Annotated in this window: 19 protein-coding genes; 13 read left to right on the forward strand and 6 right to left on the reverse strand. The window is 69.9% G+C overall.

Going from position 1 to position 25,267, the window contains the following annotated elements:
• Positions 1-43 precede the first annotated feature (43 nt).
• The 7 genes from ACZ4VI_RS08345 to ACZ4VI_RS08375 all read left to right on the forward strand — a co-directional run bounded on the left by ACZ4VI_RS08345 (position 44) and on the right by ACZ4VI_RS08375 (position 8,238).
• Positions 44-1,261, forward strand: a complete 1,218-nt coding sequence (locus ACZ4VI_RS08345) for a DUF4190 domain-containing protein (protein ID WP_467997800.1) — start codon at positions 44-46, stop codon at positions 1,259-1,261.
• Between the two features lie 207 nt (positions 1,262-1,468).
• Entirely contained in the window at positions 1,469-2,221 is a 753-nt protein-coding gene (locus ACZ4VI_RS08350; protein WP_467997802.1) for a GntR family transcriptional regulator, read from the forward strand.
• Positions 2,222-2,414: 193 nt separating this feature from the next.
• Positions 2,415-4,124, forward strand: coding sequence for a purine-cytosine permease family protein (locus tag ACZ4VI_RS08355; protein ID WP_467997804.1), 1,710 nt, complete (start codon positions 2,415-2,417; stop codon positions 4,122-4,124).
• A gap of 156 nt (positions 4,125-4,280) precedes the next feature.
• The gene (locus ACZ4VI_RS08360) at positions 4,281-4,460 is read left to right on the forward strand and encodes an SPOR domain-containing protein (protein WP_467997806.1); all 180 of its coding nucleotides are present in this window, start codon (positions 4,281-4,283) and stop codon (positions 4,458-4,460) included.
• Positions 4,461-4,495: 35 nt separating this feature from the next.
• Positions 4,496-4,939 (forward strand): (deoxy)nucleoside triphosphate pyrophosphohydrolase, encoded by a 444-nt coding sequence (locus tag ACZ4VI_RS08365; protein ID WP_467997808.1) that lies wholly within the window; start codon positions 4,496-4,498, stop codon positions 4,937-4,939.
• Positions 4,940-5,082: 143 nt separating this feature from the next.
• Positions 5,083-5,502: an ATP-binding protein gene (locus tag ACZ4VI_RS08370; RefSeq protein WP_467997809.1), complete on the forward strand. Its 420-nt coding sequence runs from the start codon at positions 5,083-5,085 to the stop codon at positions 5,500-5,502.
• Positions 5,503-5,649: 147 nt separating this feature from the next.
• On the forward strand, positions 5,650-8,238 hold the full coding sequence (locus ACZ4VI_RS08375) for a SpoIIE family protein phosphatase (protein WP_467997811.1): 2,589 nt from the start codon (positions 5,650-5,652) through the stop codon (positions 8,236-8,238).
• Positions 8,239-8,297: 59 nt separating this feature from the next.
• Here the strand turns inward: ACZ4VI_RS08375 and ACZ4VI_RS08380 are convergent, their stop codons facing one another.
• Positions 8,298-9,005, reverse strand: coding sequence for a PspA/IM30 family protein (locus ACZ4VI_RS08380; RefSeq protein ID WP_467997813.1), 708 nt, complete (start codon positions 9,003-9,005; stop codon positions 8,298-8,300).
• A gap of 59 nt (positions 9,006-9,064) precedes the next feature.
• On the reverse strand, positions 9,065-11,164 hold the full coding sequence (locus tag ACZ4VI_RS08385; protein WP_467997814.1) for a TPM domain-containing protein: 2,100 nt from the start codon (positions 11,162-11,164) through the stop codon (positions 9,065-9,067).
• Between the two features lie 218 nt (positions 11,165-11,382).
• Between ACZ4VI_RS08385 and ACZ4VI_RS08390 the strand changes: the two genes are divergently transcribed.
• Positions 11,383-12,402 (forward strand): glycoside hydrolase family 18 protein, encoded by a 1,020-nt coding sequence (locus ACZ4VI_RS08390; RefSeq protein WP_467997816.1) that lies wholly within the window; start codon positions 11,383-11,385, stop codon positions 12,400-12,402.
• A gap of 63 nt (positions 12,403-12,465) precedes the next feature.
• Here the strand turns inward: ACZ4VI_RS08390 and ACZ4VI_RS08395 are convergent, their stop codons facing one another.
• The 4 genes from ACZ4VI_RS08395 to ACZ4VI_RS08410 are packed head-to-tail and all read right to left on the reverse strand — an operon-like array spanning position 12,466 to position 16,237.
• A complete protein-coding gene (locus tag ACZ4VI_RS08395; protein ID WP_467997817.1) occupies positions 12,466-13,236 on the reverse strand; it encodes a succinate dehydrogenase/fumarate reductase iron-sulfur subunit in 771 nt (256 codons plus the stop codon).
• Entirely contained in the window at positions 13,233-15,116 is a 1,884-nt protein-coding gene (locus ACZ4VI_RS08400) for a fumarate reductase/succinate dehydrogenase flavoprotein subunit (protein WP_467997819.1), read from the reverse strand. Before ACZ4VI_RS08400 ends, ACZ4VI_RS08395 begins: the two co-directional genes overlap by 4 nt.
• A gap of 1 nt (position 15,117) precedes the next feature.
• The gene (locus ACZ4VI_RS08405) at positions 15,118-15,954 is read right to left on the reverse strand and encodes a hypothetical protein (protein ID WP_467997820.1); all 837 of its coding nucleotides are present in this window, start codon (positions 15,952-15,954) and stop codon (positions 15,118-15,120) included.
• A gap of 55 nt (positions 15,955-16,009) precedes the next feature.
• Complete coding sequence (locus ACZ4VI_RS08410) at positions 16,010-16,237, reverse strand: hypothetical protein (RefSeq protein ID WP_467997821.1); 228 nt, start codon at positions 16,235-16,237, stop codon at positions 16,010-16,012.
• Between the two features lie 261 nt (positions 16,238-16,498).
• Here ACZ4VI_RS08410 and ACZ4VI_RS08415 point away from each other — a divergent pair, with 261 nt between their 5' ends.
• The 5 genes from ACZ4VI_RS08415 to ACZ4VI_RS08435 all read left to right on the forward strand — a co-directional run bounded on the left by ACZ4VI_RS08415 (position 16,499) and on the right by ACZ4VI_RS08435 (position 25,251).
• On the forward strand, positions 16,499-18,919 hold the full coding sequence (locus ACZ4VI_RS08415; protein WP_467997823.1) for an ABC transporter family substrate-binding protein: 2,421 nt from the start codon (positions 16,499-16,501) through the stop codon (positions 18,917-18,919).
• A 329-nt stretch (positions 18,920-19,248) separates the two neighbouring features.
• Positions 19,249-21,150 carry a translational GTPase TypA gene (gene typA / locus ACZ4VI_RS08420; RefSeq protein WP_467997825.1) on the forward strand — a complete coding sequence of 634 codons (1,902 nt, stop codon included), beginning with the start codon at positions 19,249-19,251 and terminating at the stop codon, positions 21,148-21,150.
• Between the two features lie 496 nt (positions 21,151-21,646).
• Complete coding sequence (locus ACZ4VI_RS08425; RefSeq protein ID WP_467997826.1) at positions 21,647-23,290, forward strand: peptide ABC transporter substrate-binding protein; 1,644 nt, start codon at positions 21,647-21,649, stop codon at positions 23,288-23,290.
• A gap of 91 nt (positions 23,291-23,381) precedes the next feature.
• Complete coding sequence (locus ACZ4VI_RS08430) at positions 23,382-24,308, forward strand: ABC transporter permease (RefSeq protein WP_467997828.1); 927 nt, start codon at positions 23,382-23,384, stop codon at positions 24,306-24,308.
• The gene (locus tag ACZ4VI_RS08435) at positions 24,301-25,251 is read left to right on the forward strand and encodes an ABC transporter permease (RefSeq protein WP_467997829.1); all 951 of its coding nucleotides are present in this window, start codon (positions 24,301-24,303) and stop codon (positions 25,249-25,251) included. The genes ACZ4VI_RS08430 and ACZ4VI_RS08435 overlap by 8 nt, the downstream gene beginning before the upstream one ends.
• Positions 25,252-25,267: the final 16 nt, after the last annotated feature.

Genomic DNA, 25,267 nt, shown 5'->3' on the forward strand with positions numbered 1-25,267 from the left:
ATCGCACGTTCGTTTCATCCGCCCCTACAGGAGCACCGTACTCGTGGAGCCCTCCCAGCCGCCCCAGGACTCTCAGCCGCCCCGCCACGGCTGGCCTGCCCCTGAGCCGTCGAACCCGACGGGGTCTCCGTACGCCGCTCCGGGGGCTCCGGGGGCTCCTGGGCCGTACAACTCCGGCCCCTACGCCCCGTACGGCCCCTACGGGCCCGGCGTAGGGCCCGTTCCCTACGGCACCCCGCAGCCCACCACCAACGGTCTGGCCATCGCGTCCCTGGTCTCCGGCATCGTCTGCTGCCTCCCGCCCCTCGGCCTGGTCTTCGGCCTGATCGCCCTCCCGCAGATCAGGAAGAGGAACCAGACCGGCAAGGGACTCGCGATCACGGGCATCGTCCTCTCCTCCCTCGCCTGCCTCCTGATGGTCCTCGGGCTGGTCACCGGCGGCTTCGGAGAGGCCTGGCGGGGCTTCAAGAAGGGCATGGACGAGGCGGGGAGTTCGCGGTCCGCGTTCTCGCTGCGTATGGGCCAGTGCTACAACGTCGACGGCGACATGGAGGCCGAGACCTCGGAGGTCGAGGTCGTCGACTGCGCGCGGCCGCACGAGGGCGAGGTCACCGGCGGCTTCCGCCTCACCGGCTTCACCGAGTGGCCGGGCGAGAGCCCCATCGACGACCTCGCGGAGAAGCGCTGCGCGGACATCGGCAACGCGTACGCGCTGGACACCTGGGCCTTCCCCGAGGAGGTCTACGACTTCTACTACATGCCGAGCCCCGCCAGTTGGCGGGCCGGGGACCGCGCCGTGACCTGCGCGTTCATCGTCGACGGCGGCGAGCCGATGAAGGGTTCGCTGCGCAGCGACAAGACCACCCTGGACGCCCACCAGCTCCACTTCCTCACCACCATGAACCCGATCGACGACGTGCTGAACGCGGAGCCGGAGGACGACGCGGACGAGGATCTGGCCGCCAACAAGGCTTGGGCGGGGAAGGTCCACGACGTGCTCAGCGGGGCGAGCCGGGGCCTGAAGAGCCACTCCTGGCCGTCCGCCTCCGCGCCCCGGGTGGCCGCCCTCGCCAAGGACCTGGACGCGAACGTGAAGCAGTGGGACAAGCTGGCGAAGGCGGCCGACGCGGACGCCTTCTGGGAGCACTACGACCGGGCGTACGACGGGACGTACTGGGATTCGGAGACCGCGGCGCGCGCGGCCCTGAAGCTGACGGCGACGCTGGAGAACGGCACCTCGGACGGAGGATCGTCGGCCTGAGGTCTGAGGGGTTCGTCGGCCTGAGGACCGTGGCGCGGGTCCGGGCCTCCTTCGGGAGACCCGGCCATTTTCAGCGGGCGGCTATACCTGCGGTAAGCGCAGGCGTAAAGGCGAATCATCACTTCGGGTGAAACTCTGGCCCATGCTTGCGGTGGACACCCTGGGTTGTCAGTCTGTAGCTGTCCGTCAACCTGAGGGGAGTGTCCTGTGACGTTCGGTGAGCAGCCCGCCTATCTGCGCGTGGCGAGCGATCTTCGGGAGAAGATCGCCAACGGCTCGCTTCCGCCGCATACGCGACTTCCCTCGCAGGCCCGCATCCGCGAGGAGTACGGCGTCTCGGACACCGTGGCGCTCGAGGCCCGCAAGGTGCTGATGGCCGAGGGGCTCGTCGAGGGCCGCTCGGGCTCGGGGACGTACGTACGGGAGCGGCCGGTGCCGCGCCGGATCGCCCGCTCCGGGTACCGGCCGCCGTCCGGCGCCAACCCCTTCCGGCAGGAGCAGGCGGCCGACGGGGCGCGCGGCACCTGGGAGTCCAGCAGCGAGCAGGAGCACGCGAGCGCCGCCGTGGCCGCCCGGCTCGGCATCGAGCCGGGCGAGCGTGTGATGCGTACGCGGTACGTGTACCGGGACGCGGGCGAGCCGATGATGCTCTCCACCTCCTGGGAGCCGCTCGCGGTCACCGGTCGGACGCCCGTGATGCTGCCCGAGGAGGGGCCGCTCGGCGGCTGCGGCGTCGTGGAGCGGATGGCGGCGATCGACGTGGTCGTGGACAACGTGGTGGAGGAGGTCGGCGCCCGCCCGGGGCTCGCGGAGGAGCTCCTGACGCTCGGCGGCGTCCCGGGCCATGTGGTGATGGTCGTCGAGCGGACGTACTACGCGTCGGGGCGCGCGGTCGAGACGGCCGACGTCGTGGTCCCGGCCGACCGCTACCGCATCGCCTACCACCTACCGGTGCGGTGACCAGGGGCGCGGCGCGGTGACCAGGGCAGCCGTGCCCGGTGGGCGGACGGGTGTGTCCGGGGGGTGTTGCCGGGAGTTTACGGGGCGTCAACTCCCGTAACCGCGAGGCAATCGCGGGCCGCGACGGACTGTCATCACCGGCTCCTAGCTTCCTCGTCCGTACCCGCAATCCGGTCGGACGACAGGAGCCCCCATGACGGATACGGTCACCGCAGCCGAGTCCCCGGCGGCCCCGCCGCCACCCCGCCGCAGTTACGCCAGGCTGGCCGCAGACGAGAGCCGCGAGGACTACTCGCTGCGCTACGCGCCGCACTCGTTCCGGCGCTGGTCCCCCTCGATGGTGGCCGGCACCGCGCTCGGCGGTATCGCCTATCTCGCCGACTTCGCCATCGGCGCTTCGATCGTCTTCACCTACGGCTTCACGAGCGGCACGGCCTCGATCCTCACCGCCGCGTTGATCATCTTCCTCACCGGAATCCCCATCGCCAAGGCCTGTGCCACGTACGGCCTGGACATGGACTTGGTGACCCGCGGCGCCGGCTTCGGCTACTTCGGCTCCACCCTCACGTCCCTCATCTACGCCTCCTTCACCTTCATCTTCTTCGCGCTCGAAGGCTCGATCATGGCCCAGGCCATGCACCAGGCCGTGGGGCTGCCGGTCGAGATCGGCTATCTGGTCACGACCCTCATCGTGATCCCGATCGTCTTCCGCGGGATGGGCGCGCTCGCCAAGGTGCAGGCCTGGACCCAGCCGGTCTGGATCATCGGCATGGTGCTGCCCTTCGTCGTGCTCGCCTTCGAGGCCCCGGACGCCTGGGGCGCCTTCGGCTCCTTCGGCGGTACGGAGGGGGCCGGCTCGGGCTTCTCCTGGATCGGCTTCGGCCTCGGTACGGGCATCGCTCTCTCCCTCATCGCCCAGATCGGCGAACAGGCCGACTATCTGCGCTTCATGCCCGCGAAGACCGAGGCCAACGCACGGCGCTGGAACCTCGCCGTGCTCGCCGCAGGACCCGGCTGGGTGATCATCGGAGCGGCCAAGCAGCTCGGCGGCGCCTTCCTCGCCTTCGTCGCCCTGGAGGCCGTCGGCAGGACGCACGCCCTGGAGCCGATCGCCCCGCAGATCGAGGCGCTCAAGCCCTGGCTCGGCTCCTTCGCCCTGCCCGCGGCCGCCGTCTTCGTGATCGTCTCGCAGATCAAGATCAACGTGACCAACGCCTACAGCGGTTCGCTGTCCTGGTCGAACTTCTTCTCCCGCATCACCCACCGGCACCCCGGCCGGGTCTGGTACATCTTCCTCAACCTCGCCATCGCGCTGACGCTGATGGAGATGAACATGTTCGCGGCGCTGGGCAAGCTGCTCGGCTTCTACTCCAACGTCGGCATCGCCTGGATCGCCGCCGTCGCCGCCGACCTCGTCATCAACAAGCGGGCCGGCTGGAGCCCGCCCTACATCGAGTTCAAGCGCGCCTACCTCTACGCCGTGAACCCGGCGGGCTTCGGTGCCATGGTGATCGCCTCGACCGTGTCGATCCTCGCCTTCTTCGGTCTCTTCGGCATCTACGCGGAGGCGTTCTCCACCTTCATCGCCGCCGGTCTCGCACTGGCCCTCTGCCCGCTGATCGCCTGGGCGACCAAGGGCCGCTACTACCTGGCCCGCCCCAACCCGGTGAACGGTCCCGGCGCGGACGTGGCCGACGTGACGGCCACTCACACCTGCTCCGTCTGCGAGACGGCGTACGAGCTGCCGGACATCGCCGACTGCCCCGTCCAGTCAGGGCCGATCTGCTCGCTGTGCTGCTCCCTGGACGCCGAGTGCGGGGACATCTGCCGCACGGACCCCGAGGCCGCCGGTCCGGTCCTGATGCCGGTGCCAACCGTCCCGAAGGCCGCCGCCGAGGCCTGATCTTCGGCCTCCCTCCGTCGGTTCCCGGCCGGATCCGTACCTCTTTGTGAAAACCCGTATCCGCTGTGTAAATGTCAGGCGTAAGGTCGGGCATATGCGGATTGCCATTTCAGGGAGATCCTTAGAGACGACCGGACCGGCGGAGGGAGAAGCCCGATGACCGACAGTGGCCCTGTCCTGGCCTGGCTGGTCATACGGCAGGACGACAACGGCAACCGCTATCGGGTCGGGCGGTACGCGACGGAGGACGAGGCGCAGAAGGTGGCCGACAGCCTCGACGACCGGGGACACAAGCAGCTCTACTGGGTGGAGCGCATCGGCCAGCCCGCTGTCTGACCCGCACCTGACCCATGCGGGTTACGCTCCGGCCCATGACTGAACGCAGTGCCGACCACGTGGCCGACCACGTGGTCGTGGTCGCCGGAGCCGTGTTCGACCAGGGGCGCCTGCTGGCCGCGCGCCGCAGCGCCCCCGCCGAGCTTGCCGGCCGCTGGGAACTGCCCGGCGGCAAGCTGGAGCCGGGGGAGAGCGCCGAAGAAGCCCTGGTGCGCGAGTTGCGCGAGGAGCTCGGCGTGGAGACGGAGCCGGGGGAGCGCATCCCCGGCGAGTGGCCGCTGAAGCCCGGCTACGTCCTCCAGGTGTGGACCGCCCGGCTGCTCTCCGGGGAGCCCCGCCCGCTGGAGGACCACGACGAGCTGCGCTGGCTGGCCCGCCATGAGCTGGACTCCGTCGACTGGCTCGAGCAGGACCGGCCCGCCGTCGCCGAGGCGGGGCTGCGGCTGCCGCCCGTCGCTGCCGACGGAGCGCGCGGCTGAGCCTCTACGCCGTTCGTGCCACCGTGCGCCTAGTGGCGCACGTGCCGCGATATCCCGCCCCGAATATCGGGTATGTGCTGATTAACCCCCCGAAATAGGACGTGGGCCTTCCTTCTGGTGATGGGCTGGGGAAGTGATCGGGTGTGATCGACACCGAAGGCGACTGCGTCGAGTGGAATTTCCCGGCGGAGGCCAATGCCGTGCGCACCGCGCGTCATGCGGTACGTGACACCCTTCGGAGCTGGCGGATCGACACGGCAGTGAGGGATGTCACCGTTCTGCTGGTGAGCGAGCTGGTGACCAATTCCCTGCGCTACGCCTCCGGCCCGATCGGCGTCCGGCTCGTCCACCTTCAGCCGGACACCGACGACACCGTCCACCGCCCCGCCCTGCTCGTGGAAGTCTCCGATCCGCTTCCGGATCCGCCCACCGAACGCGCCGCAGGCCCCGACGACGAGGGCGGTCGCGGTCTTCAGCTCGTCGCCTGTTCCGCGCGCCGCTGGGGGACCCGCAAGGGCAGAACGGGCAAGACAGTGTGGTTCGAGCTGGCCCTGCCGGGTTAAGAGAGGGGAGGGACAACGATCACCGAGGGCTCGGCCGGAAATGAACGAGACCACCCTGTGATCGTGAACGTCGTGCCGTCGGGGGCCGTAGTGCTGAATACTGCGGGCATGGCCGGTCCGGTGCGGTGAGCTGGAGGGGACGGTCGCGTGAGCGAGATACCTGAGACGGCGAGCGGCGTCGTGTGGCAGAGCAGCCCGCCCGGCTCGATCTATGACTACATCCGTGTCGCCTCCTTCTCGATAGGGCCCGACGGGCTCGTCGACCAGTGGAGCCGACGGGCCGTCGATCTCTTCGGCGTGCCCGCCGAGGAGGCCGTGGGCAAGGATCCCGTCGAGGCCTTCATGCCCGCCGACCTGCGGGAACGCGGTCGTCGCCGGGTCACGGAGATCCTCGACGGCAGGGAGTGGACGGGCCTCGTCCCGTTCCGGATACCCGGGCAGAACCGCCGCGAGAGCCGCGACGGAATCGCCGAGATGTACGTCATGCCGAGCCAGACCCCGGCCGGGGAGCGGGCCGCGCTGTGCATCGTCGTCGACGTCCGGGCCCTTCGGCACATCGAGACCGACCTCGCCGCCTCGCAGGCGATTTTCGGTCAATCCCCCTTCGGGTTTCTGCTCTTCGGCACCGACCTCACCGTGAAACGGGCCAACCAGCGCTTCGCCGCGGTCTTCGGCGGCTCGGCCGACGACCACCGGGGCCGTACCGTCCACGACTACCTCGCGCGCCCCGAGGCCGACCGGCTGACCGCCGCGCTGCAGCGCGTCCTGGAGACCGGCGAGCCCGTCACCGAACTGCAGATCGTCGGCGCCCCGCCCGGCTCTTCCGACCGGCGCCACTGGTCGATCAACCTCTACCGCGTGCACAGCGGCTCCGGCCGGCCCGTCGGCGTCGCCGGCCTGGGCATCGACGTGACCCGCCGCCACAACGCGGCCCGTGAGGCGGCCAGCGCCCGCCGCAACCTCGCCCTCCTCAACGAGGCCGGCTCCCGGATCGGCAACTCCCTCGATCTGGAGGCGACCGCCCGCGAACTGCTCGACGTGGCCGTCCCCGGCTTCTGCGACCTCGCCTCCGTCGACCTCTACCAGGGCCTGCTGACCGGCGAGGAGGCCCCGCCCGGACGGTGGGGGAGCTCCCACGACGTCGGCTACGGTGCCGGCAGCGCCGAACTGCGCCGGGTCGCCTTCGCCAGCGCCGTCTCCGACACCCCGCTCAGAACCCCCGACGCGACCGTCGGCACGGACGCGAGCGGCGGCTGCTGCGGCACCGGCCCCGTCGACGTCGGCTCCGTGCACCGCTACCCGTTCAACTCGCCGTGCGCCGGAGCGCTCCGCACGGGCCGGGTGAGAGCCGTGTCCGGCGGCGACGGCAGTCTCGTCCAGTCCACCCTCGTGGTGCCGATGGTCGCCCACGACACCGTCGTCGGCCTCGTCCAGTTCTCCCGCACCAAGGGCAGCGAGCCCTTCGGGGAGCGGGACCGGGCCCTCGCCGTCGAACTGGCCGCCCGCGCCGCGGTCTGCATCGACAACGCCCGCCTCTACCGCCGCGAACACGAGCGGGCCCTGATCCTCCAGCGCAGCCTGCTCCCGCCCGGCGACCCCGAGGCCGCCGGCCTGGACATCGCCTGCCGCTATCTCCCCGGCACCACCGCCACCGAGGTCGGCGGCGACTGGTTCGACGTCATCGAACTGCCCGGCCACCGCACCGCCCTCGTCATCGGGGACGTCATGGGCCGCGGTCTGCGCGCCGCCGTCGCCATGGGCGAACTGCGCACCGCCGTCCGCACCCTCGCCCAGCTCGACCTCGAACCCGCCGAGGTCCTCTCCCATCTCGACGAGATCGCCCGCGGCCTCGGCGCCCCCGCCGGAGCCCAGCAGAGCGCCCGCGCCCACAAGGCCCGCGGACCGGAACTCTCCGAGGTCTACCTCGCCACCTGCGTCTACGCCGTCTACGACCCCGTCACCCGGCGCTGCACCTTCGCCAACGCCGGCCACCTGCCGCCCGTCCTCGTCGAACCCGGCGAGAAGGCCCTGCTGCTCGACGTCCCCCCGGGCATGCCGCTCGGCGTCGGCGGAGAGCCCTTCGAGGAGGTGGAGGTCGAACTGCCCGAGGGCTCCCTGCTCGCCCTCTACACCGACGGACTCGTCGAGTCCCGCGACCATCCCCTCGACGAGGGGCTGAGCGCCTTCCGCAGCGCGCTCACCGACGCGGCCCTTCCCCTCGAAGACGTCTGCGACCGCGTGCTGACCACCCTCGACACCGGGCACGGCGAGGACGACATCGCCCTCCTGATGGCCCGTATCCAGGGACTGCCCGCCGACGCGGTCGGCGACTGGCGGCTGCCGCGGGAACCCCGCTCGGTCGGCCGGGCCCGGGAAATGGCCCGCGCCCAGCTCACCGCCTGGGACCTCGAACCGCTGGTCGACACCGTCGAACTGCTCGTCAGCGAACTGGTCACCAACGCCCTGCGCTACGGCGAGGACGAGATCAGGCTCCGGATGCTGCGCGACCGGACCCTGGTCTGCGAGGTCTGGGACGCCGGTCTCGTCCAGCCGCGCCGCCGCCGCGCCCGCGACACCGACGAGGGCGGGCGCGGACTGCAACTGGTCGGACTCCTCAGCGCCGCCTGGGGCTCGCGCCGTACCCCCCGCGGCAAGACCGTCTGGTTCGAACTGCCCCTGCCGGACGGCGACGGAGCCACCGAGCCGACCGTGGAGCAGTTGCTGAGCATGTTCTGACAGCCGCCGCACCACCCCGCGGGCCCGGTCGAACAGCTCCCGTGCCCGCGGGCCGCCCGCTACCCCTTGAGCGCGGCGAGCCGCGCCTCGATCTCCGCGCTGTCGCCCAGCGCGTCCAGCTGCTCGAACTGTGTGTCCAGCGAGGAGGCGGCCAGCTCCTGCTTGCCCATCGCCTTCGCCTCCTCGCGCCGGACCTTGTCCTCGAAGCGGCTCAGCTCGCTCGTCGGGTCCAGCACGTCGATGCTCTTCACCGTGTCCATCATCCGGTTCTGCGCCTGCGCCGACGTGGCCCGGGCCACCAGCTCGTCGCGCTTGGCCTGGAGCTCGCTCAGCTTGGCCTTCATCCGGTCCAGTCCGCTCTTGAGCTTCTCGACCACCTCGGTCTGCGCCGCGATCGTCGGCTCGGCCGTCCTGGCCTCCTTCTCCGACTGGAGCTGGCGCCCCAGCGCGACCTTCGCCAGGTTGTCGAACCGGTCCGCCTCCGCCGTCTGCCCGCCGGCCCGCAGCTCGTCCCCCTTCCGGCTCGCGGCCAGCGCCTTCTCGCCCCACTCCTTCGCCGCGCCCACGTCCTCCTGGTGGTCCTGCTCCATGAGCCGCAGATTGCCGATCGTCGTCGCGACCGCCTGCTCCGCCTCCGAGATGTTGTCGCTGTAGTCGCGGATCAGCTGGTCCAGCATCTTCTGCGGATCCTCGGCCTGGTCCAGCAGGGCGTTGATGTTGGCCTTCGCCAGCTGGGTGACACGGCCGAGGACGGTCTGCTTGGTCATGGTCCTTCTCCTTGCACGTGATGAGCCACGCGATCAGCGACGCGATGAGCCTGAAAAGATCAGAAACGGCCGCCGCCGCCCAGCCGGCCGCGGGTGCCCCCGCCGCCGAATCTGCCGGGACCGCCGCCGAAACCTCCACCCCCGAAACCGCCACCATCGAAACCCCCTCCGCCTCTGCCTGAACCTCCGCCGAACAGTCCGCCGAGGATGATGCCGCCGAGCACCGCACCGCCGAGCCCGCCGCCGCCACCTCCTGCCTCTGTTACACCGCCCAGGCCGTTCGGGTTCCCGTACATCCGCACGTCCTGCTCGGCGAGGTCCTGGGCGCGACGGGCCAGCGCGTCCGCCTGCCGGGCCTCGGCGAGGCCCGCCTGAGGGTCGTCGGCGTCCGCGAGAGCCCTGGCCTCCTCCAGCAGGCGCTGGGCCTCGGCCAGGCGGGTCCTGGCCTCGCTGCCCACGGCCCCGCGATGGGTGGTGATGTAGTCGGCGGCCGCCCCGATCGCGGAACGGGCGGTCAGCATCGCCTGATCGAGGAGCGCGCGGGCGCGCCGCGTGCCCGACTCGCGCTCCCGTGCGCCCGCCAGCGCCTCGTCGAGCGCCGCGTCGGCCTCCTCGATCCGGCGCAGCGCGTCCATCGGGTCGTAGCGGCCCGCCTCCACCACCCGCCGCACATCGGCGACGACCGCCTCCGCCCGGGCGATCCTGCCCTGGAGGCCGGCGGTGGAGACCCCCTCGGCCGTGCCTTGGAGCAGACCGCGGGCGTCGGCGAGGTCGGCCTCTGTCTCGGAGAGCGCGGTGGACAGCTTGCCCACGGCCTCCGCCAGTTCCCGGGCCCGCCGGTCCACGGCCTCGCTCAGCCGGGCCGCCTGGTCGACGGCCCCCTCGGCCGCACGGATGTGGACCGCGGCGACGCCGGTGTCGCCCACGTCGACGGCCTGCCGGGCCTGGTTCAGGTGGGTCGTCGCGAACACCAGCCGGTGCTTTGCCTGTTCGACGTCGCTCCCGACGGGGGCGGCCGCCGACTCGGCGTACCGCTCCCGCATCGCGGTCAGCGCCGCCTCCGCCGTACCGACCCGCCCGGACTCCTCGCGGAACGCGGCCTCCGCGGCGGCCAGCGCCTCCGAGGCATTGCGCTCCAGGGCCCGCAGCCGGTCGAAGTCCTCGGACTCCGCGTCGAGGCGGGTATTCGCCTCGTCGCAGCGCCGGATGATCTCGTCGAGCATCGAGCGGCGCGTCGCGTCGTCCTCGGGGTAGGCGTCGTCGAGCTGCTGCCGCAGCCGGAACGCGGCCGTCAGCTGCTCCTTCGCGAACGCCACCGCGTCGGTGAACGGATCGGCCGCCTCCTCGCCGAACTGGGCGGTCGCGAAGCCGAGTTCCTCCTGGCTCGTGCGGACGGCGTCGTCGGTGGCGACCAGCTCCTGCCGGGCCCGGCCGTCCAGCTCGTCCAGCGTGGGCTCCGCGGGCTCCTTCGGCGCGCCCCGACCCGGCGCGCCCCGCGGCTTCGCGCCGCCTGCCGCCGCGCTCCGCCGGCGTTTGCTGAAGGCGTACGCCGCGACGGCGCCCGCCCCGCCGACGAGGACGACCGGCAGGACGAGGTCCGTCTCCCAGCTGCCCTCGTCCACGGTGCCGCCGGGATCGGCGGCGCCCGGGGTGATCGTGGGCGTGGGCACGGGCTGTCCGGCGAGTACGGCGCCGTAGCCGTTCGCCGCGCCGATCGCGGCCCCCGCCCAGTCGTTCTGCCGCAGCGCGGGCTCGATCGCGGTCCGTGCGACGTCGTCGAGCTGCGTCTGGGTGAACCGGGAGCCGGGGTCGGCCGCATAGCCGTACTGCCGGTCGTGCGTGGCCACAGCGAGCAGGAGGTCGTCGACGCCCAGGCTGTTGCGGTCGGCGGTCGCGTCGGCCCAGCTCTGGGCCGGGCGCCCGGAGAAGTCCCGTACGTAGACGACGAAGAGCTGGACCCGCCGGTCGTCGTAGAGCTGGTCCAGGGCCCGGACGACCGCGCCGCGGCGTTCGCCGAGAGCCCCCACCCTGTCGGTGATCTGGCCCTCGCGGGACAGCACGACAGGGTCGTCGGCACGGGCGCCGTGAACGGCGGGCACGACCAGCCACCACGCCGCCACCAGCACCGCGAGAAGGGCTCGGGTGGCTTTTCGCGTCACAAGGGGGAGGTTATGTCCCGATCTGCACCGTCGCGACCGCGCGGAAACCGATCCGCGACCGGGCGGAGACCCCTCGCGACCGGGCGGAAAACGCCTCGCCACCGGGCGGAGACCCCTCGCGACCCCGCGGAAACCATTCTCCACAGCCTCGCGTCACTGTCGGTAGTCGCCGCTACGGTGGTGATCACTGATGGCGGACGACGATCTTGGGGGGTTCGGTGAAGGGACGCGTACGCGCCTGGTGGCGGCGGGGGCGCTGGGTCGCGCTCGGCCTGGTCCTGCTCCTGGTCCTGCCCCCGGCCGGCAGCGCGCTCGCGCTGCGCGTGAACTACGCGGGCGACCTCCGCGAAGGAACGAAGACCCGCGGCAAGGACGCGATCTGGCTGGGCCACGCCTGGGTGGACGGACGGAAGAAGGACGCCGACCTCGCGGCCTTCGCGGCCCGTATCAAGGGGACGGGGATACGCGACCTCTACGTCCACGCCGGTCCCCTGGAGCACGACGGCACCCTGCCCGCCGCCCGGTATCCCCGCGCGCGGTGGCTGATCGACGGCGTCCACCGGACGATGCCCGGGATACGGGTGCACGCCTGGCTGGGCGACATCCTGGCCACCGAGGGACCCGAGGGGCTGCGGCTGGAGGACGCGGCCTCGCGGGCCGCCGTGGTGGGCTCGGCCCGGCAGATCCTCGACGCCGGTTTCGAGGGGGTCCACTTCGATCTGGAGCCCCTGCTCTCCGACGACGCGAACTACCTCTCCCTCCTCGACGACCTGGGCGAGCTGACCAGGGCCCGCAAGGCCCCGCTGTCCGTCGCCGCGCACCAGATCGACCCGCTGCCCGCCGCGCACTCCGTGAACGGTGCTCTCAGCGGCAGCGAGAAATGGTGGTCGCAGGAGTTCTTCGGACAGGTCGCTCGCCGGGTCGACCAGATCGCCGTCATGTCGTACGACACCTGGATGCCGCTGGAGAGCCTGTACGGCGGGTACGTCGCCCAGCAGACCAGCCTCGCCCTGGAGGTCACGCCCGAGGACACCGATCTGCTGATCGGCCTGCCGTTCTTCCACGAGGACGACCTCGGGCACCACGACTCGGCCGAGACCGTCGCGGCCGCGATACGCGGTACCAGACTGGGGCTCGGGCGCACGGACCGCGACCGCGAACGGTTCGGCGTCGCGCTCTACGTCGACTTCGCCGCGAAGGAGGAGGACTGGACGGCCTACCGCGAGGGCTGGCACTGACCCTCGCGGTGGCCGGGGGGCCTACCCCCCGGCCTGCGGACCCCTCGCGGTTTACCAGGGGCCCTACTCCCCCCGCCTGCGGATCTTGTTCCCCAGCCACACCAGCGGGTCGTACGCGCGGTCCACGGCCCGCTCCTTCAGCGGAATCAGGGCGTTGTCCGTGATCTTGATGTGCTCCGGGCACACCTCCGTACAGCATTTCGTGATGTTGCAGTACCCGAGCCCGTGCTCGTCCTGCGCCGTTCGCTTCCGGTCGAGGCCGGCCTCCGCCGCCGCGTCCAGCGGGTGCATGTCCAGCTCGGCCACCCGCATCAGGAAGCGCGGCCCGGCGAACGCCGGCTTGTTCTCCTCGTGGTCCCGCACCACATGGCAGGTGTCCTGACACAGGAAACACTCGATGCACTTACGGAACTCCTGCGAGCGCTCCACGTCCATCTGCCGCATCCGGTATTCGCCCGGGGCGAGCCCCTCCGGCGGCACGAAGGCCGGGATCTCCCGCGCCTTCGCGTAGTTGAAGGACACGTCCGTCACCAGGTCGCGCACCACCGGGAAGGCGCGGAGCGGGGTCACCGTGACCGTCTCCGCGCGGTCGAAGACCGACATCCGCGTCATGCACATCAGCCGCGGCCGCCCGTTGATCTCGGCGGAGCAGGAACCGCACTTGCCCGCCTTGCAGTTCCAGCGCACGGCGAGATCCGGGGCCTGTGTGGCCTGCAACCGGTGGATGATGTCGAGGACCACCTCGCCGTCGTTCACCTCGATCGTGAAGTCGGTCAGCTCCCCGCCGTCTGTGTCGCCCCGCCATACCCTGAAGTGCGCGTCATAGGTACTCACTCGTACAGCTCCTCCTCGGCGAGGTACTTGGCCAGCTCCTCCTTCTCGAACAGCGCCAGCAGGTCCGCACGGATGGGTTCCGTACGCCTCCGCTCGAGCTTGACGCCGTCCTCCGCCGGGTGGCACAGCAGGTTCACCGGGCGCCACGACCGGTCCATCGACGGGTAGTCCTCCCGGGTGTGCCCGCCCCTGCTCTCGGTCCGCTCCAGCGCCGCGCGGGCCACGCACTCGCTCACGAGCAGCATGTTCCGCAGGTCGAGCGCGAGGTGCCAGCCCGGGTTGAACTGCCGGTGCCCCTCGACCCCGGCCCGCCGCGCCCGTACGCGCAGCTCGGCGATCCGCTCCAGCGCCTCGGCCATCTCGCCCTCCCGCCGGATGATGCCGACGAGGTCGTTCATCGTCTGCTGGAGCTCCTGGTGGAGGGTGTACGGGTTCTCCGCGGAGGGCTCCTCCGCCGCCCCGAACGGGGCCAGGGCCTCGGCCGCCGCCGCTTCGACCCCCGACTCCGAGACAGCGTGGTGTTCGACAGCTGCCGCGTACTCCGCCGCGTGCCAGCCGGCCCGCCGCCCGAAGACCAGCAGGTCGGAGAGCGAGTTGCCGCCCAGCCGGTTGGACCCGTGCATTCCGCCCGCGACCTCGCCCGCCGCGAAGAGCCCCGGCACGCCGACCGTCGCCGCCGTGTCCGAGTCGACCGCGATGCCGCCCATCACGTAGTGGCAGGTCGGCCCGACCTCCATCGCCTCCGCCGTGATGTCGACGTCCGCCAGCTCCTTGAACTGGTGGTACATCGAGGGCAGCCGCCGCTTGATCACCTCGGCCGGCATCCGGGTCGACACGTCCAGGAACACCCCGCCGTGCGGCGAGCCGCGCCCCGCCTTCACCTCGGCGTTGATGGCCCGCGCCACCTCGTCGCGCGGCAGCAGCTCGGGCGGGCGCCGGTTGGTGTCCGGGTCCTCGTACCAGCGGTCGCCCTCCTCCTCCGTCTGCGCGTACTTCTCCTTGAAGACGTCGGGCACGTAGTCGAACATGAACCGCCTGCCCTCGGAGTTGCGCAGCACCCCGCCGTCCCCGCGCACCGACTCGGTGACGAGGATCCCCTTCACCGACGGCGGCCAGACCATCCCGGTCGGATGGAACTGCACGAACTCCATGTTCACCAGCGGCGCGCCCGCGAGCAGCGCGAGTGCGTGCCCGTCGCCCGTGTACTCCCAGGAGTTGGACGTCACCTTGAAGGACTTGCCGATCCCGCCGGTCGCCAGGACCACGGCCGGCGCCTCCAGGACGAAGAAGCGGCCGGTCTCCCGCTCGTAGCAGAAGACCCCCGCGACCCGGCCGGCGGAATCGAGCAGGATCCGGGTGACCGTGCACTCCTGGAAGACCTTCAGCCGGGACTCGTACTCCCCGGTCTCCCGGAAGTCCTCCTGCTGGAGGGCGACCGTCTTCTGCTGGAGCGTGCGGAGCAGCTCCAGGCCCGTCCGGTCGCCGACGTGCGCGAGGCGCGGGTACTCGTGCCCGCCGAAGTTGCGCTGGGAGATCCGGCCGTCCGGTGTCCGGTCGAAGAGGGCGCCCCAGGCCTCCAGTTCCCACACCCGCTCGGGCGCCTCGCGCGCGTGCAGCTCCGCCATCCGCCACTGGTTGAGGAACTTGCCGCCGCGCATGGTGTCGCGGAAGTGGACCTGCCAGTTGTCGTGCGGGTTGGCGTTGGCCATGGAGGCGGCGATGCCGCCCTCGGCCATCACCGTATGGGCCTTGCCGAACAGCGACTTGCAGATGACGGCCGTACGGGCGCCTCGCTCGCGCGCCTCGATCGCGGCCCGCAGCCCGGCGCCGCCCGCGCCGACCACGACCACGTCCCACTGCTGCCGCTCGACTCGCGTCATGTCAGAAGATCCTCGGGTCCTCGAAGGTGCCGGTGGCAAGCAGGTACACGTACAGATCGCAGAGCGCGACCGAGATCAACGATGCCCAGGCGAGCACCATGTGACGGGTGTTCAGCCGCCCGACCAGGCTCCACATGCGGTAGCGCACGGGATGCCGGGAGAAGTGCCGGAGCCGGCCGCCGACGATGTGCCGGCAGGAGTGGCAGGAGAGGGTGTACGCCCAGATCAGCACGATGTTGACCAGGAAGATCACGGTCCCCAGGCCCGCGTGGCCCCAGGCGTAGGAGGAGTCCCGGAAGGCCAGCACGGTGTCGTACGTGAGGATCGCGGCGACCGGGAGCGCGGCGTAGAAGAAGTACCGGTGGATGTTCTGCAGGATCAGCGGGAAGCGGGTCTCGCCGGTGTACGTCCGGTGCGGCTCGGCGACCGCGCAGGCCGGGGGCGAGGCCCAGAAGCCCCGGTAGTACGCCTTGCGGTAGTAGTAGCAGGTCAGCCGGAAGCCGAGCGGGAAGATCAGGATCAGCAGCGCGGGGGAGAGGCCCCACCAGCTGCCGAGGATTTCCCAGTTGGGCCCGCCCTTCATGGGGACGCAGTTCTCAGCCAGACAGGGCGAGTAGAACGGCGAGACGTAGGGGGCCGCGTAGTAGTCGCTGTTGGCGAAGGCTCGCCAGGTGGAGTACGCGATGAAGGCGAGCAGTCCGGCGGCGGTGGCGGCGGGCGCCAGCCACCAGCGGTCGGTCCGGAGGTGGCGGGGGGCGATGGCCGCACGGGAAGGGGAGTGCACGCCGGTGGCGCGCACCCCCCTTCCGGTGGACGGCGGTTCGGTTCCTGTGGCCAAGGTCGGTCTCCTGGGACGCGTTCCGACGGTCGGTCTCCTGGGGGCTGTCGGTCCCTCAGGGTGCGTGCCGGTCGCGTGCTCCCAGGCCCTCGTCGTCGGCGTCCGTCCACAGCCCGCGGTCGTACGGGGTGTCGGGGATCGTCACGAGGTTCTCCGGGCGGGCCGGGGGTGGAGCCGTGGGGACGCCCCGCTCGGCCGCGATGCTGCGTTCCAGTTGTCCGACTGTGCGGACCAGGTCTTCGAGGCAGCGCTTGACGGCCGCCAGATCATCCTGAAGGGACATGTACTGCCCTCACTTCCGCGAGTGCGGGTGGCGAACACGCGCCTGAGAGTGTCGCGCGTCACATCCCGCTTTGTGAAGCCATGTGTACGGGATTCCACTCGTCCGGTGAGCCGCGCCGCCCGGCGGTTGGGCCGCACGGGTGGCGTTTGTCCGCCCTGCCGCCGTGTCGCCGTGGCCTGATCCGATCCGTCGTTTTCAGTGTATGAGCAATAGGTGTGATCATCGCCAAATGCCATAAAACTGGACGAAGGGGTACAAGTCATGTCCCAGGTCGGCGCCCCTCGCGGGAGGACATGTTCCAGGAGCCCCCGCTCCCGCACGCTCCGCTCCGTCGCCACCCTCACGAGCGCGGTGCTCGCGGTCTCCGTCCTGGCCGGATGCAGCTCCAGTGATCCGGCCGACGTGGACCCGGCCGCCGGTCCCGACCACGCGCCCGCCGCCCGCGACCAGGTCGCCGACGGCGGGACGCTGAACTGGGCCGTGGACACGATGCCCACCACGCTCAACGCCTTCCAGGCCGACGCCGACGGCACGACCTCGCGCATCACCGGAGCCGTACTCCCCTCCCTCTACACCCTCGACGGGCGCGGCCGGCCCCAGCGCAACGCGGACTACCTGGAGTCCGCCCAGGTGGTCGAGACGGAGCCCAAGCAGGTCGTCCTCTACAAGCTCAACCAGCAGGCGGTGTGGAGTGACGGCCGGGAGATCGGCGCCCCCGACTTCGTCGCGCAATGGCGGGCCCTGAACGGGCGGGACACCGCGTACTGGACCGCCCGCAACTCCGGCTACGAGCGGATCGAGAAGATCGAGCGCGGCAAGAACGACCTCGAGGTGCGGGTCACCTTCGCCAAGCCGTACGCCGACTGGCAGTCGCTCTTCACCCCCCTCTACCCGAAGGAGGTGATGGGGACCCCGGGCGCCTTCAACGACGGCGCGCGTTCCACCCTGAAGTCGACCGCAGGACCGTTCCTGCTCAAGGCCGCCGACACCAAGGCCGCCACCGTCACGCTCGTCCGCAACCCCCGCTGGTGGGGACAGCCCGCCAAGCTCGACCAGCTCGTCCTGAAGTCCGTGGCGCGCGCCGACCGCATCGCCGCGCTCGCCGCCGGCAAGCTCGATCTGGCCGAGATCGACCGGGCCGCCGCCGACCGCATCGCGCTCGCGGTACGGGACGCCCGCGCCGGCCAGGGCGGCGCGCAGGCCGTCCCGCACGGCCCGGGCGCCGCGATCGCCCCCTCCGCGGCGCTCAAGTCCTGGGCGCTCGCGAACGGCTCCGACGAGGAGAAGGCGGCGACCGTCCAGGCTGCGCGCGAGAAGAACCAGCAGGCCATCGAGCGGTACGCGGCCGAGCAGCGGGCGCTCGGGAAGTTCGTGGTGCGCAAGTCGCTGGAGCCCGCCTACACCCAGCTCTCGCTGAACGGCGAGTCCGGCCCGCTCTCCGACGAGCGGGTGCGCCGGGCGGTGGCCCGCGCGCTCGACCGCCGGGAACTGGCCGAATCGGTACTGAAGCCGCTGGGGCTGCCCGCCCAGCCGCCCGGCAGCCACCTGGCGCTCGCGGGACAGGCGGCGTACGCCGACAGCAGCGACGCGCTGGGCGACCAGGACACCAAGGAGGCGCGCGCGCTGCTCGCGGACGCGGGCTGGGTGCCGGGCGGCGCGAACAAGAAGCCCGCCGGGACGAAGGCGGGCAGCGAGGCCGAGAAGAAGAGGGGCGAGGCCGAGAAGAAGACGGGCACGAAGCCCGAAGCCACGAAGACGGCCAAGAGCGACAAGCCCAAGAAGCCTGACGCCGACGTCGCCTCCGACGAGGGCCTCTACATCGTCGGCGACGACAAGCGCGGCGGCACCGCCGCCCGTACCGACGGCAAGGCCGGTGAGCCCGTGATCGGCGCCGGAGGCCCCGAGAACGGCACCGACATCCTCGCCCCGGGCCCCGGCGCGGTCCTGCAGAACGTGGCGCTGCTGCGCCAGGCCGGCCTGCTCGACGCGGACGCGGATACCGAGGCCAAGGCCAAGGTCCAGAACCCGGCCCGGCCCGACAAGGGCGTCGCCGGCGCCTACGCCCCGGTCGGCACCGCCGCCCCGGCCGTCCCCGCGGCCGCCACCCAGGCCCTCGGGAAGGACGGCAAGCCGCTCAGCCTGCGCTTCGTCCTGCCGTCGGGCGCCGGCTCGGAGTCGCTCCGCACGGTCGGCGACAAGATCGTCCGGATGCTCGACGAGGTCGGCATCCGCACCGAGGTCACCAAGGTCGCCGACGAGAGCTTCTTCAAGGACCACATCGCCTCGGGCGACTACGACCTGGCCCTCTACTCCTGGCCCGCGTCCGCCTTCCCGGCGACCGACGCACGGCCGATCTTCGCCAAGCCCGAGCCGGCCTCGGACGGCTCCCTCCTGGTCGAGCAGAACTACGCCCGCGTCGGCACCGACCGTATCGATCAACTGTTCGATCAGGCGGTGGCCACCCTCGACGAGGAGGAGGCGCGGGACCTGGTCCGCCAGGCCGACGCCCGGATCTGGGCCGCTGCCGGATCGATTCCCCTCTATCAGCGCCCCCAGCTGGTGGCGGCCAAGCCCGAGATCGTGAACGCGGGCGCCTGGGGCTTCGCGGCCCCGCGCTACCAGGACATCGGCTTCAAGAAGCCCGAATCCGCCAAGGGCGCGGAGCGCAACACCAAGAAGTAACGCAACACCAAGAAGTAGGCGAAACCGCAGGTCGCAACCTCAGAAGCGGCTCAAGTTCCTTGCCCGCCGGTGATCCCGGCGGGCAGGATCACGTCCGGCCCCTTGACCCGGCCGGTTCGGCCCTCCCCAGGGCATCCCAGCGCATCCCAGTGCACCCCAGTGCATCACGGAGGCATCCCAAAGCCTCCCAGTAGACCCTCTCGAATCCGGGCGAGGAAGCCCCTTGCGTGGCGGCCCCGTACCATAGGACATAGCCGTGGCGCGTCCGCCCGGCGGGCGTAAGAGGAACTGACGCCGCATCCCACGATCCGAGAGAAGCGCAAGCACCCATGCCCACGCGCCACGACATCCGTAACGTCGCCATCGTCGCCCACGTCGACCATGGCAAGACGACCATCGTCGACGCCATGCTCAAGCAGGCCGGTGCCTTCGCCGCCCACCAGCACCTCGACGACCGCATGATGGACTCGAACGACCTGGAGCGTGAGAAGGGCATCACGATCCTCGCCAAGAACACGGCGGTGAAGTATCACCCCAAGGACGGCGGGGCCCCGATCACGATCAACATCATCGACACCCCCGGTCACGCCGACTTCGGTGGCGAGGTCGAGCGCGGTCTGTCGATGGTGGACGCGGTCGTCCTCCTCGTCGACGCCTCCGAGGGTCCGCTCCCGCAGACCCGCTTCGTGCTGCGCAAGGCCCTCCAGCAGCGCCTGCCCGTCATCCTCTGCATCAACAAGACGGACCGCCCGGACTCCCGGATCGACGAGGTCGTCAACGAGACCTACGACCTCTTCCTCGACCTGGACGCGGACGAGGACCAGATCGAGTTCCCGATCGTCTACGCCTGCGGCCGTGACGGCATCGCCTCGCTGACCAAGCCGGAGGACGGCACCGTCCCGGCCGACAGCGACAGCCTGGAGCCGTTCTTCTCCACGATCCTGGAGCACGTCCCCGCCCCGGTGTACGACGAGGAGGCGCCCCTCCAGGCCCACGTCACCAACCTGGACGCCGACAACTTCCTCGGCCGTATCGCGCTGCTCCGTGTCGAGCAGGGCGAGCTGCGCAAGGGCCAGACGGTCGCGTGGATCAAGCGGGACGGCTCGATCTCCAACGTCCGCATCACCGAGCTGATGATGACCGAGGCGCTCACCCGCAAGCCGGCCGAGGTCGCCGGCCCCGGTGACATCTGCGCCGTCGCCGGTATCCCGGACATCATGATCGGCGAGACCCTGGCCGACCCGGAGAACCCGATCGCGCTGCCGCTGATCACGGTCGACCAGCCCGCCATCTCCATGACCATCGGTACGAACACCTCGCCGCTCGTCGGCCGCGGTGGCACCGGCAAGGGCGCGGACGCCAAGGCCGCGGTCAAGGACCGCAAGGTCACCGCCCGCCAGGTCAAGGACCGTCTGGACCGCGAGCTCGTCGGTAACGTCTCGCTCCGCGTCCTCGACACCGAGCGTCCCGACGCCTGGGAGGTCCAGGGCCGTGGTGAGCTCGCGCTCGCCATCCTGGTCGAGCAGATGCGCCGCGAAGGCTTCGAGCTGACCATCGGCAAGCCGCAGGTCGTCACCAAGATGGTCGACGGCAAGGTCCACGAGCCGGTCGAGCGTCTGACGGTCGACGTGCCCGAGGAGCACATGGGCGCGGTCACGCAGCTCATGGGTGTCCGCAAGGGCCGCATGGACAACATGTCCAACCACGGCTCCGGCTGGGTCCGCATGGAGTTCGTCGTTCCGTCCCGTGGCCTCATCGGCTTCCGTACGGAGTTCCTGACCAACACCCGCGGTACGGGTATCGCGCACTCGATCCACGAGGGCCACGAGCCGTGGTTCGGCACCCTGACGACCCGTAACAACGGTTCGCTGGTCGCCGACCGCGCGGGTGCGGTCACCGCCTTCGCGATGACCAACCTCCAGGAGCGCGGTGTCCTGTTCACCGACCCCGGCACCGAGGTGTACGAGGGCATGATCGTCGGCGAGAACTCGCGCTCCGACGACATGGACGTGAACATCACCAAGGAGAAGAAGCTCACCAACATGCGCTCCTCCTCCGCCGACTCCTTCGAGGCGATCGTCCCGCCGCGGAAGCTCTCCCTGGAGCAGTCCCTGGAGTTCTGCCGCGACGACGAGTGCGTCGAGGTCACCCCGGAGGCCGTGCGTATCCGCAAGGTCGTCCTGGACCAGAAGGAGCGTGGCCGCACGGCGTCGCGCGCCAAGAACAGCTGAGCCTGAGAGCAGCCTCAGAGCCTGACACGGGAACGGCCCCCGCGGATCTCCGCGGGGGCCGTTCCCGTTGTCCGTGGCCCGTTCCGTGGGTGGTTCCCGGGCGGCTCCCCGGGTGGGCGTAACACGCGAACGCGGCACTTCGGACGCACCGATTCGAGTCAAACTGATTTCCCGTCAGCTTGTCCGCTTTCCGGACGTCGCTCTCCGGAACGTGTGTTAACGGTCCGTTTCGGGGGTGTCTGTCTGTGATCAGTTTGTCCGGATTTCGGTCAGGAGGCCCCGAGTGATGTTGCCAAAACGAGACCACTTAAGTGTGGTTTACAGCCCGGACGTACTTAATAGTTGGCTCCGTTGAGCTCGGGTCAATGGGTCACGCACTGTGGGGAGTGTCGACTCACGAGCACACTAGGGGCACTTGAGTCCAATGCCGTCAGGGGTGTCGGCGGACGCGGAGTGCCCCCCTTGTAGTGACAAGTGGACTCATGAGGAGGAACCCATGCGCGGTGCCAAGAGCGCCAAGTGGGTAGCGGGCGCGATCGTCGTCGCCCTGGCAGCAACCGCCTGTGGCGGAAACGACAAGGGTGAGGACAAGGGAGAGGGCAAGGCGAAGGCCGGCGGCGCGGTGAGCGTCGGCATCTCCGAGCCGAAGCGCCTCGTCCCGCAGACCACGACCGAGTCCGAGGGCTCGCAGGTGCTGGACGCGCTGTTCCGTCCGCTCGTCTCCTACGACGACAAGAACCAGCCGGTCGAGGACGCTGCCGAGTCGATCACCACGACCGACAACACCACCTGGACCATCAAGATCAAGCCGGGGCAGAAGTTCCACGACGGCACTCCGGTGACCGCCAAGAGCTACGTCCAGGGTTGGAACTGGGGCGCCTACGGCCCGAACGCGGCCGACGGCAACTACTTCTTCGCCACCATTGACGGCTACGACGCCCTCAACCCGGCGGACCCGGACGGCGAGGAGGGCCCGAAGAAGGCCCCCGAGCCGACCTCCAAGGAGATGTCGGGCCTCAAGGTCGTCGACGACACCACCTTCACGGTCAAGCTGGCGAAGCCCTTCGCCGACTACAAGACCGTCCTCGGCTACACGGTCTTCTACCCGCTGCCGGACTCCGCGATCGCCAACATCAAGGCGTTCGAGGAGGCCCCGATCGGCCAGGGCGCCTTCAAGATCGAGGGCAAGTGGGACCACAACAAGTCGATCAAGGTCGTCAAGAACCCCGACTACACGGGCACCAACAAGCCCAACGTCGACTCGGTGACGTACAAGATCTACCAGACGCAGGAGACGATGTATAAGGACGTCGTCGCCGGCGCCCTGGACGTCATCCCGCAGGTTCCGACCTCCGAGCTGGCCAACGCTCCGAAGCAGTTCGGTGACCGCTTCAAGTCGTCCCCGGCCTCGACCTTCCAGTTCGTGTCGTTCCCGACGTACGACAAGAAGTACTCGAAGCCCGACGTCCGTAAGGCGATCTCGATGGCCATCGACCGCGAGGAGATCACCAAGGTGATCTTCAACGACTCGCAGTCCCCGGCTCGCTCCTTCGTCTCCCCGGTCGTGGGCGGCTACCGCGACAACACCTGCGGTGAGTCCTGCAAGTTCGACCCGGCCGCTGCCAAGGCGCTCCTCGCGAAGGCCGGCGGCATTGAGGGCAACAAGATCAACATCGGCTACAACGGCGATGGTGGTCACAAGGAGTGGGTGGACGCCACCTGCAACCAGGTCAAGAAGAACCTCGGCATCGACTGCGTCGGCCAGGCCGTCCCGCAGTTCGCCGAGCTGCTGACCCAGGTCGAGCAGAAGAAGTTCTCGGGCATGTTCCGCATGGGCTGGATCATGGACTACCCGTCCATGGAGAACTACCTCGGCCCGCTGTTCACCACCGGTGGTTCCTCGAACTACTACGGCTACAGCAACAAGCAGTTCGACAAGCTCGTCGAGGACGGCCGCGCCGCCAAGACCCCTGCCGAGGCCATCAAGTTCTGGCAGCAGGCCGAGGACGTCCTCGTCCAGGACATGCCGGTGATCCCGCTGCGCTTCGGCAAGAACGTGTTCGCGCACAGCAAGAAGGTGTCGAACGTCGAGATGGACCTCTTCAACCGGGTCGACGTCACCAAGATCTCCAAGGCCTAACAGCCTCAGGCATCTGACCCACATTTAAGAGTCGAGAACGGCGGCGGGGGCCGGCAACACCAGCCCCCGCCGCTTCTCGCGAGGAGGATCCATGGGCCGGTTCGTCATCCGACGAATCCTTCAGATGGTGCCCGTCTTCATCGGCACCACGTTGATCGTCTACTTGCTCGTCACGCAGATGGGTGGCGACCCCATCCAGAACCTGTACGGCGAGAAGCCCGTACCCGACAACATCAAAGCCACGCTCACCGCGCAGTACCACCTGAACGAGCCGTGGTGGATGCAGTACTGGTACTACTTCAGCGGACTGCTCCAGGGCAACTTCGGTGAGTCCATCCAACAGGGCCGGCCCATCGCCGAGCTCCTCGCCGAGGCCTGGCCCCACACCCTGAAGGTCGCTGCTGTGGCCTTCACCTTCGAGCTCGTCCTCGGCGTCGTCGCCGGTGTGCTCGCCGGCATGCGCCGCGGCAGCTTCATCGACAACCTGGTGCTTCTCTCCACCCTGACCGTCATCGCCGTCCCGATCTTCGTGCTCGGCAATGTCAGCCAGACCTTCCTCGGACAGGAATGGGGACTGTTCCCCGTCTCCAGTACCGATGACGGATTCATCAGCTATGTACTGCCGGGTCTGGTGCTCGGCTCGGTGTCGCTCGCCTACATCGCGCGTCTCGCGCGGGCGTCCGTCGCGGAGAACCTCCGCGCCGACTACATCCGGACCGCGAAGGCCAAGGGCCTGCCGAAGAGCCGGGTCATCGGCATCCACGTGCTGCGCAACTCGCTGATCCCGGTCGTCACCTACCTGGGCGCCGACCTCGGCAGCCTCATGGGCGGCGCGATCGTCACCGAGGGCATCTTCAACATCCCCGGCGTGGGCTACCAGTTGTTCCAGTCGCTCAGGGTGGAGGACGGTCCGGCGGTCGTCGGATTCGTCAGCCTGCTGGTGCTCGTCTACCTGATCTCCGCGCTGGTCGTGGACCTGCTGTACGCCGTGCTTGACCCGAGGATTCGCTATGAGTGACACCACCCAGAAGACCGACACGGCCGTCGAGAGCCCCGCCGGGCCCACCGCGCCCGCCCCGGCCTCGAACAAGCAGGAGAAGACGCGCAGTCTCGCGCAGGACGCCTTCCGGGACCTGGTCCGCAACCCGATGTTCCTCGTCTCGGCGGTCCTCATCCTCTTCATCCTGACCATCGCCGCCTTCCCGGGCCTCTTCACCAGCGTCGACCCGCGCTCGTGCGACCTGAAGCACTCGATGGAGGGCCCCAGCGGCAGTGCCTGGTTCGGCTACAACTTCCTGGGCTGCGACGTCTATTCACAGACCATCTACGGCACCCGTAACTCGGTGATCGTGGGTGTGCTGACGACGGTCTTCTCCCTGCTCATCGGCGGCCTCGTGGGTGTCCTCGGCGGTTTCTTCGGCAAGTGGGCGGACGCCCTCCTCTCGTTCGTCACCAACGTCTTCTTCGGACTGCCGCTGCTGCTCGCCGCGATCGTCATCCTGAACAACTTCCGTGACGAGAACGGCATGCGCAACGCCGGTGTGATGGCCGTGGTCATCACGCTCTCCGTCGTCGGCTGGATGTCCATGGCACGCGTCATGCGCGGCGCCGTCATGCAGGTCAAGCAGGCCGACTATGTGGCCGCCGCGCGTTCGCTCGGTGCCTCCACCTCGCGGATGATGTTCCGTCACGTCCTGCCGAACTCCATCACCCCGCTGATCGTGGTCGCCACGATCTCGCTGGGTGCGGTCATCGGCGCGGAAGCGACCCTGAGCTTCCTCGGTATCGGCATCAGGCCCCCGGCCATCTCCTGGGGTGTGATGATCTCCGAGGCGCAGCAGCGCATCTCGTCGGGGCTGCACCCGCTGCTGTTCCCGTCCGGAATGCTCACTATCACGGTGCTCGCCTTCATCATGCTCGGCGACGCGGTCCGTGACGCCTTCGACCCGAAGCTGCGCTGAGAGTAAGGACGAACGC

It is taken from the genome of Streptomyces sp. NPDC029169 (assembly GCF_055563935.1).

What these genes read in the sequence shown, in the direction of transcription:
- ACZ4VI_RS08355 (WP_467997804.1), top strand. Translation starts at nt 2,415, where the DNA reads ATGACGGATACGGTCACCGCAGCCGAGTCCCCGGCGGCCCCGCCGCCA.
- ACZ4VI_RS08360 (WP_467997806.1), top strand. Translation starts at nt 4,281, where the DNA reads ATGACCGACAGTGGCCCTGTCCTGGCCTGGCTGGTCATACGGCAGGAC.
- ACZ4VI_RS08365 (WP_467997808.1), top strand. Translation starts at nt 4,496, where the DNA reads ATGACTGAACGCAGTGCCGACCACGTGGCCGACCACGTGGTCGTGGTC.
- ACZ4VI_RS08380 (WP_467997813.1), bottom strand. Translation starts at nt 9,005, where the DNA reads ATGACCAAGCAGACCGTCCTCGGCCGTGTCACCCAGCTGGCGAAGGCC.
- ACZ4VI_RS08400 (WP_467997819.1), bottom strand. Translation starts at nt 15,116, where the DNA reads ATGACGCGAGTCGAGCGGCAGCAGTGGGACGTGGTCGTGGTCGGCGCG.
- ACZ4VI_RS08410 (WP_467997821.1), bottom strand. Translation starts at nt 16,237, where the DNA reads ATGTCCCTTCAGGATGATCTGGCGGCCGTCAAGCGCTGCCTCGAAGAC.
- ACZ4VI_RS08415 (WP_467997823.1), top strand. Translation starts at nt 16,499, where the DNA reads ATGTCCCAGGTCGGCGCCCCTCGCGGGAGGACATGTTCCAGGAGCCCC.
- typA (WP_467997825.1), top strand. Translation starts at nt 19,249, where the DNA reads ATGCCCACGCGCCACGACATCCGTAACGTCGCCATCGTCGCCCACGTC.
- ACZ4VI_RS08425 (WP_467997826.1), top strand. Translation starts at nt 21,647, where the DNA reads ATGCGCGGTGCCAAGAGCGCCAAGTGGGTAGCGGGCGCGATCGTCGTC.
- ACZ4VI_RS08430 (WP_467997828.1), top strand. Translation starts at nt 23,382, where the DNA reads ATGGGCCGGTTCGTCATCCGACGAATCCTTCAGATGGTGCCCGTCTTC.
- ACZ4VI_RS08435 (WP_467997829.1), top strand. Translation starts at nt 24,301, where the DNA reads ATGAGTGACACCACCCAGAAGACCGACACGGCCGTCGAGAGCCCCGCC.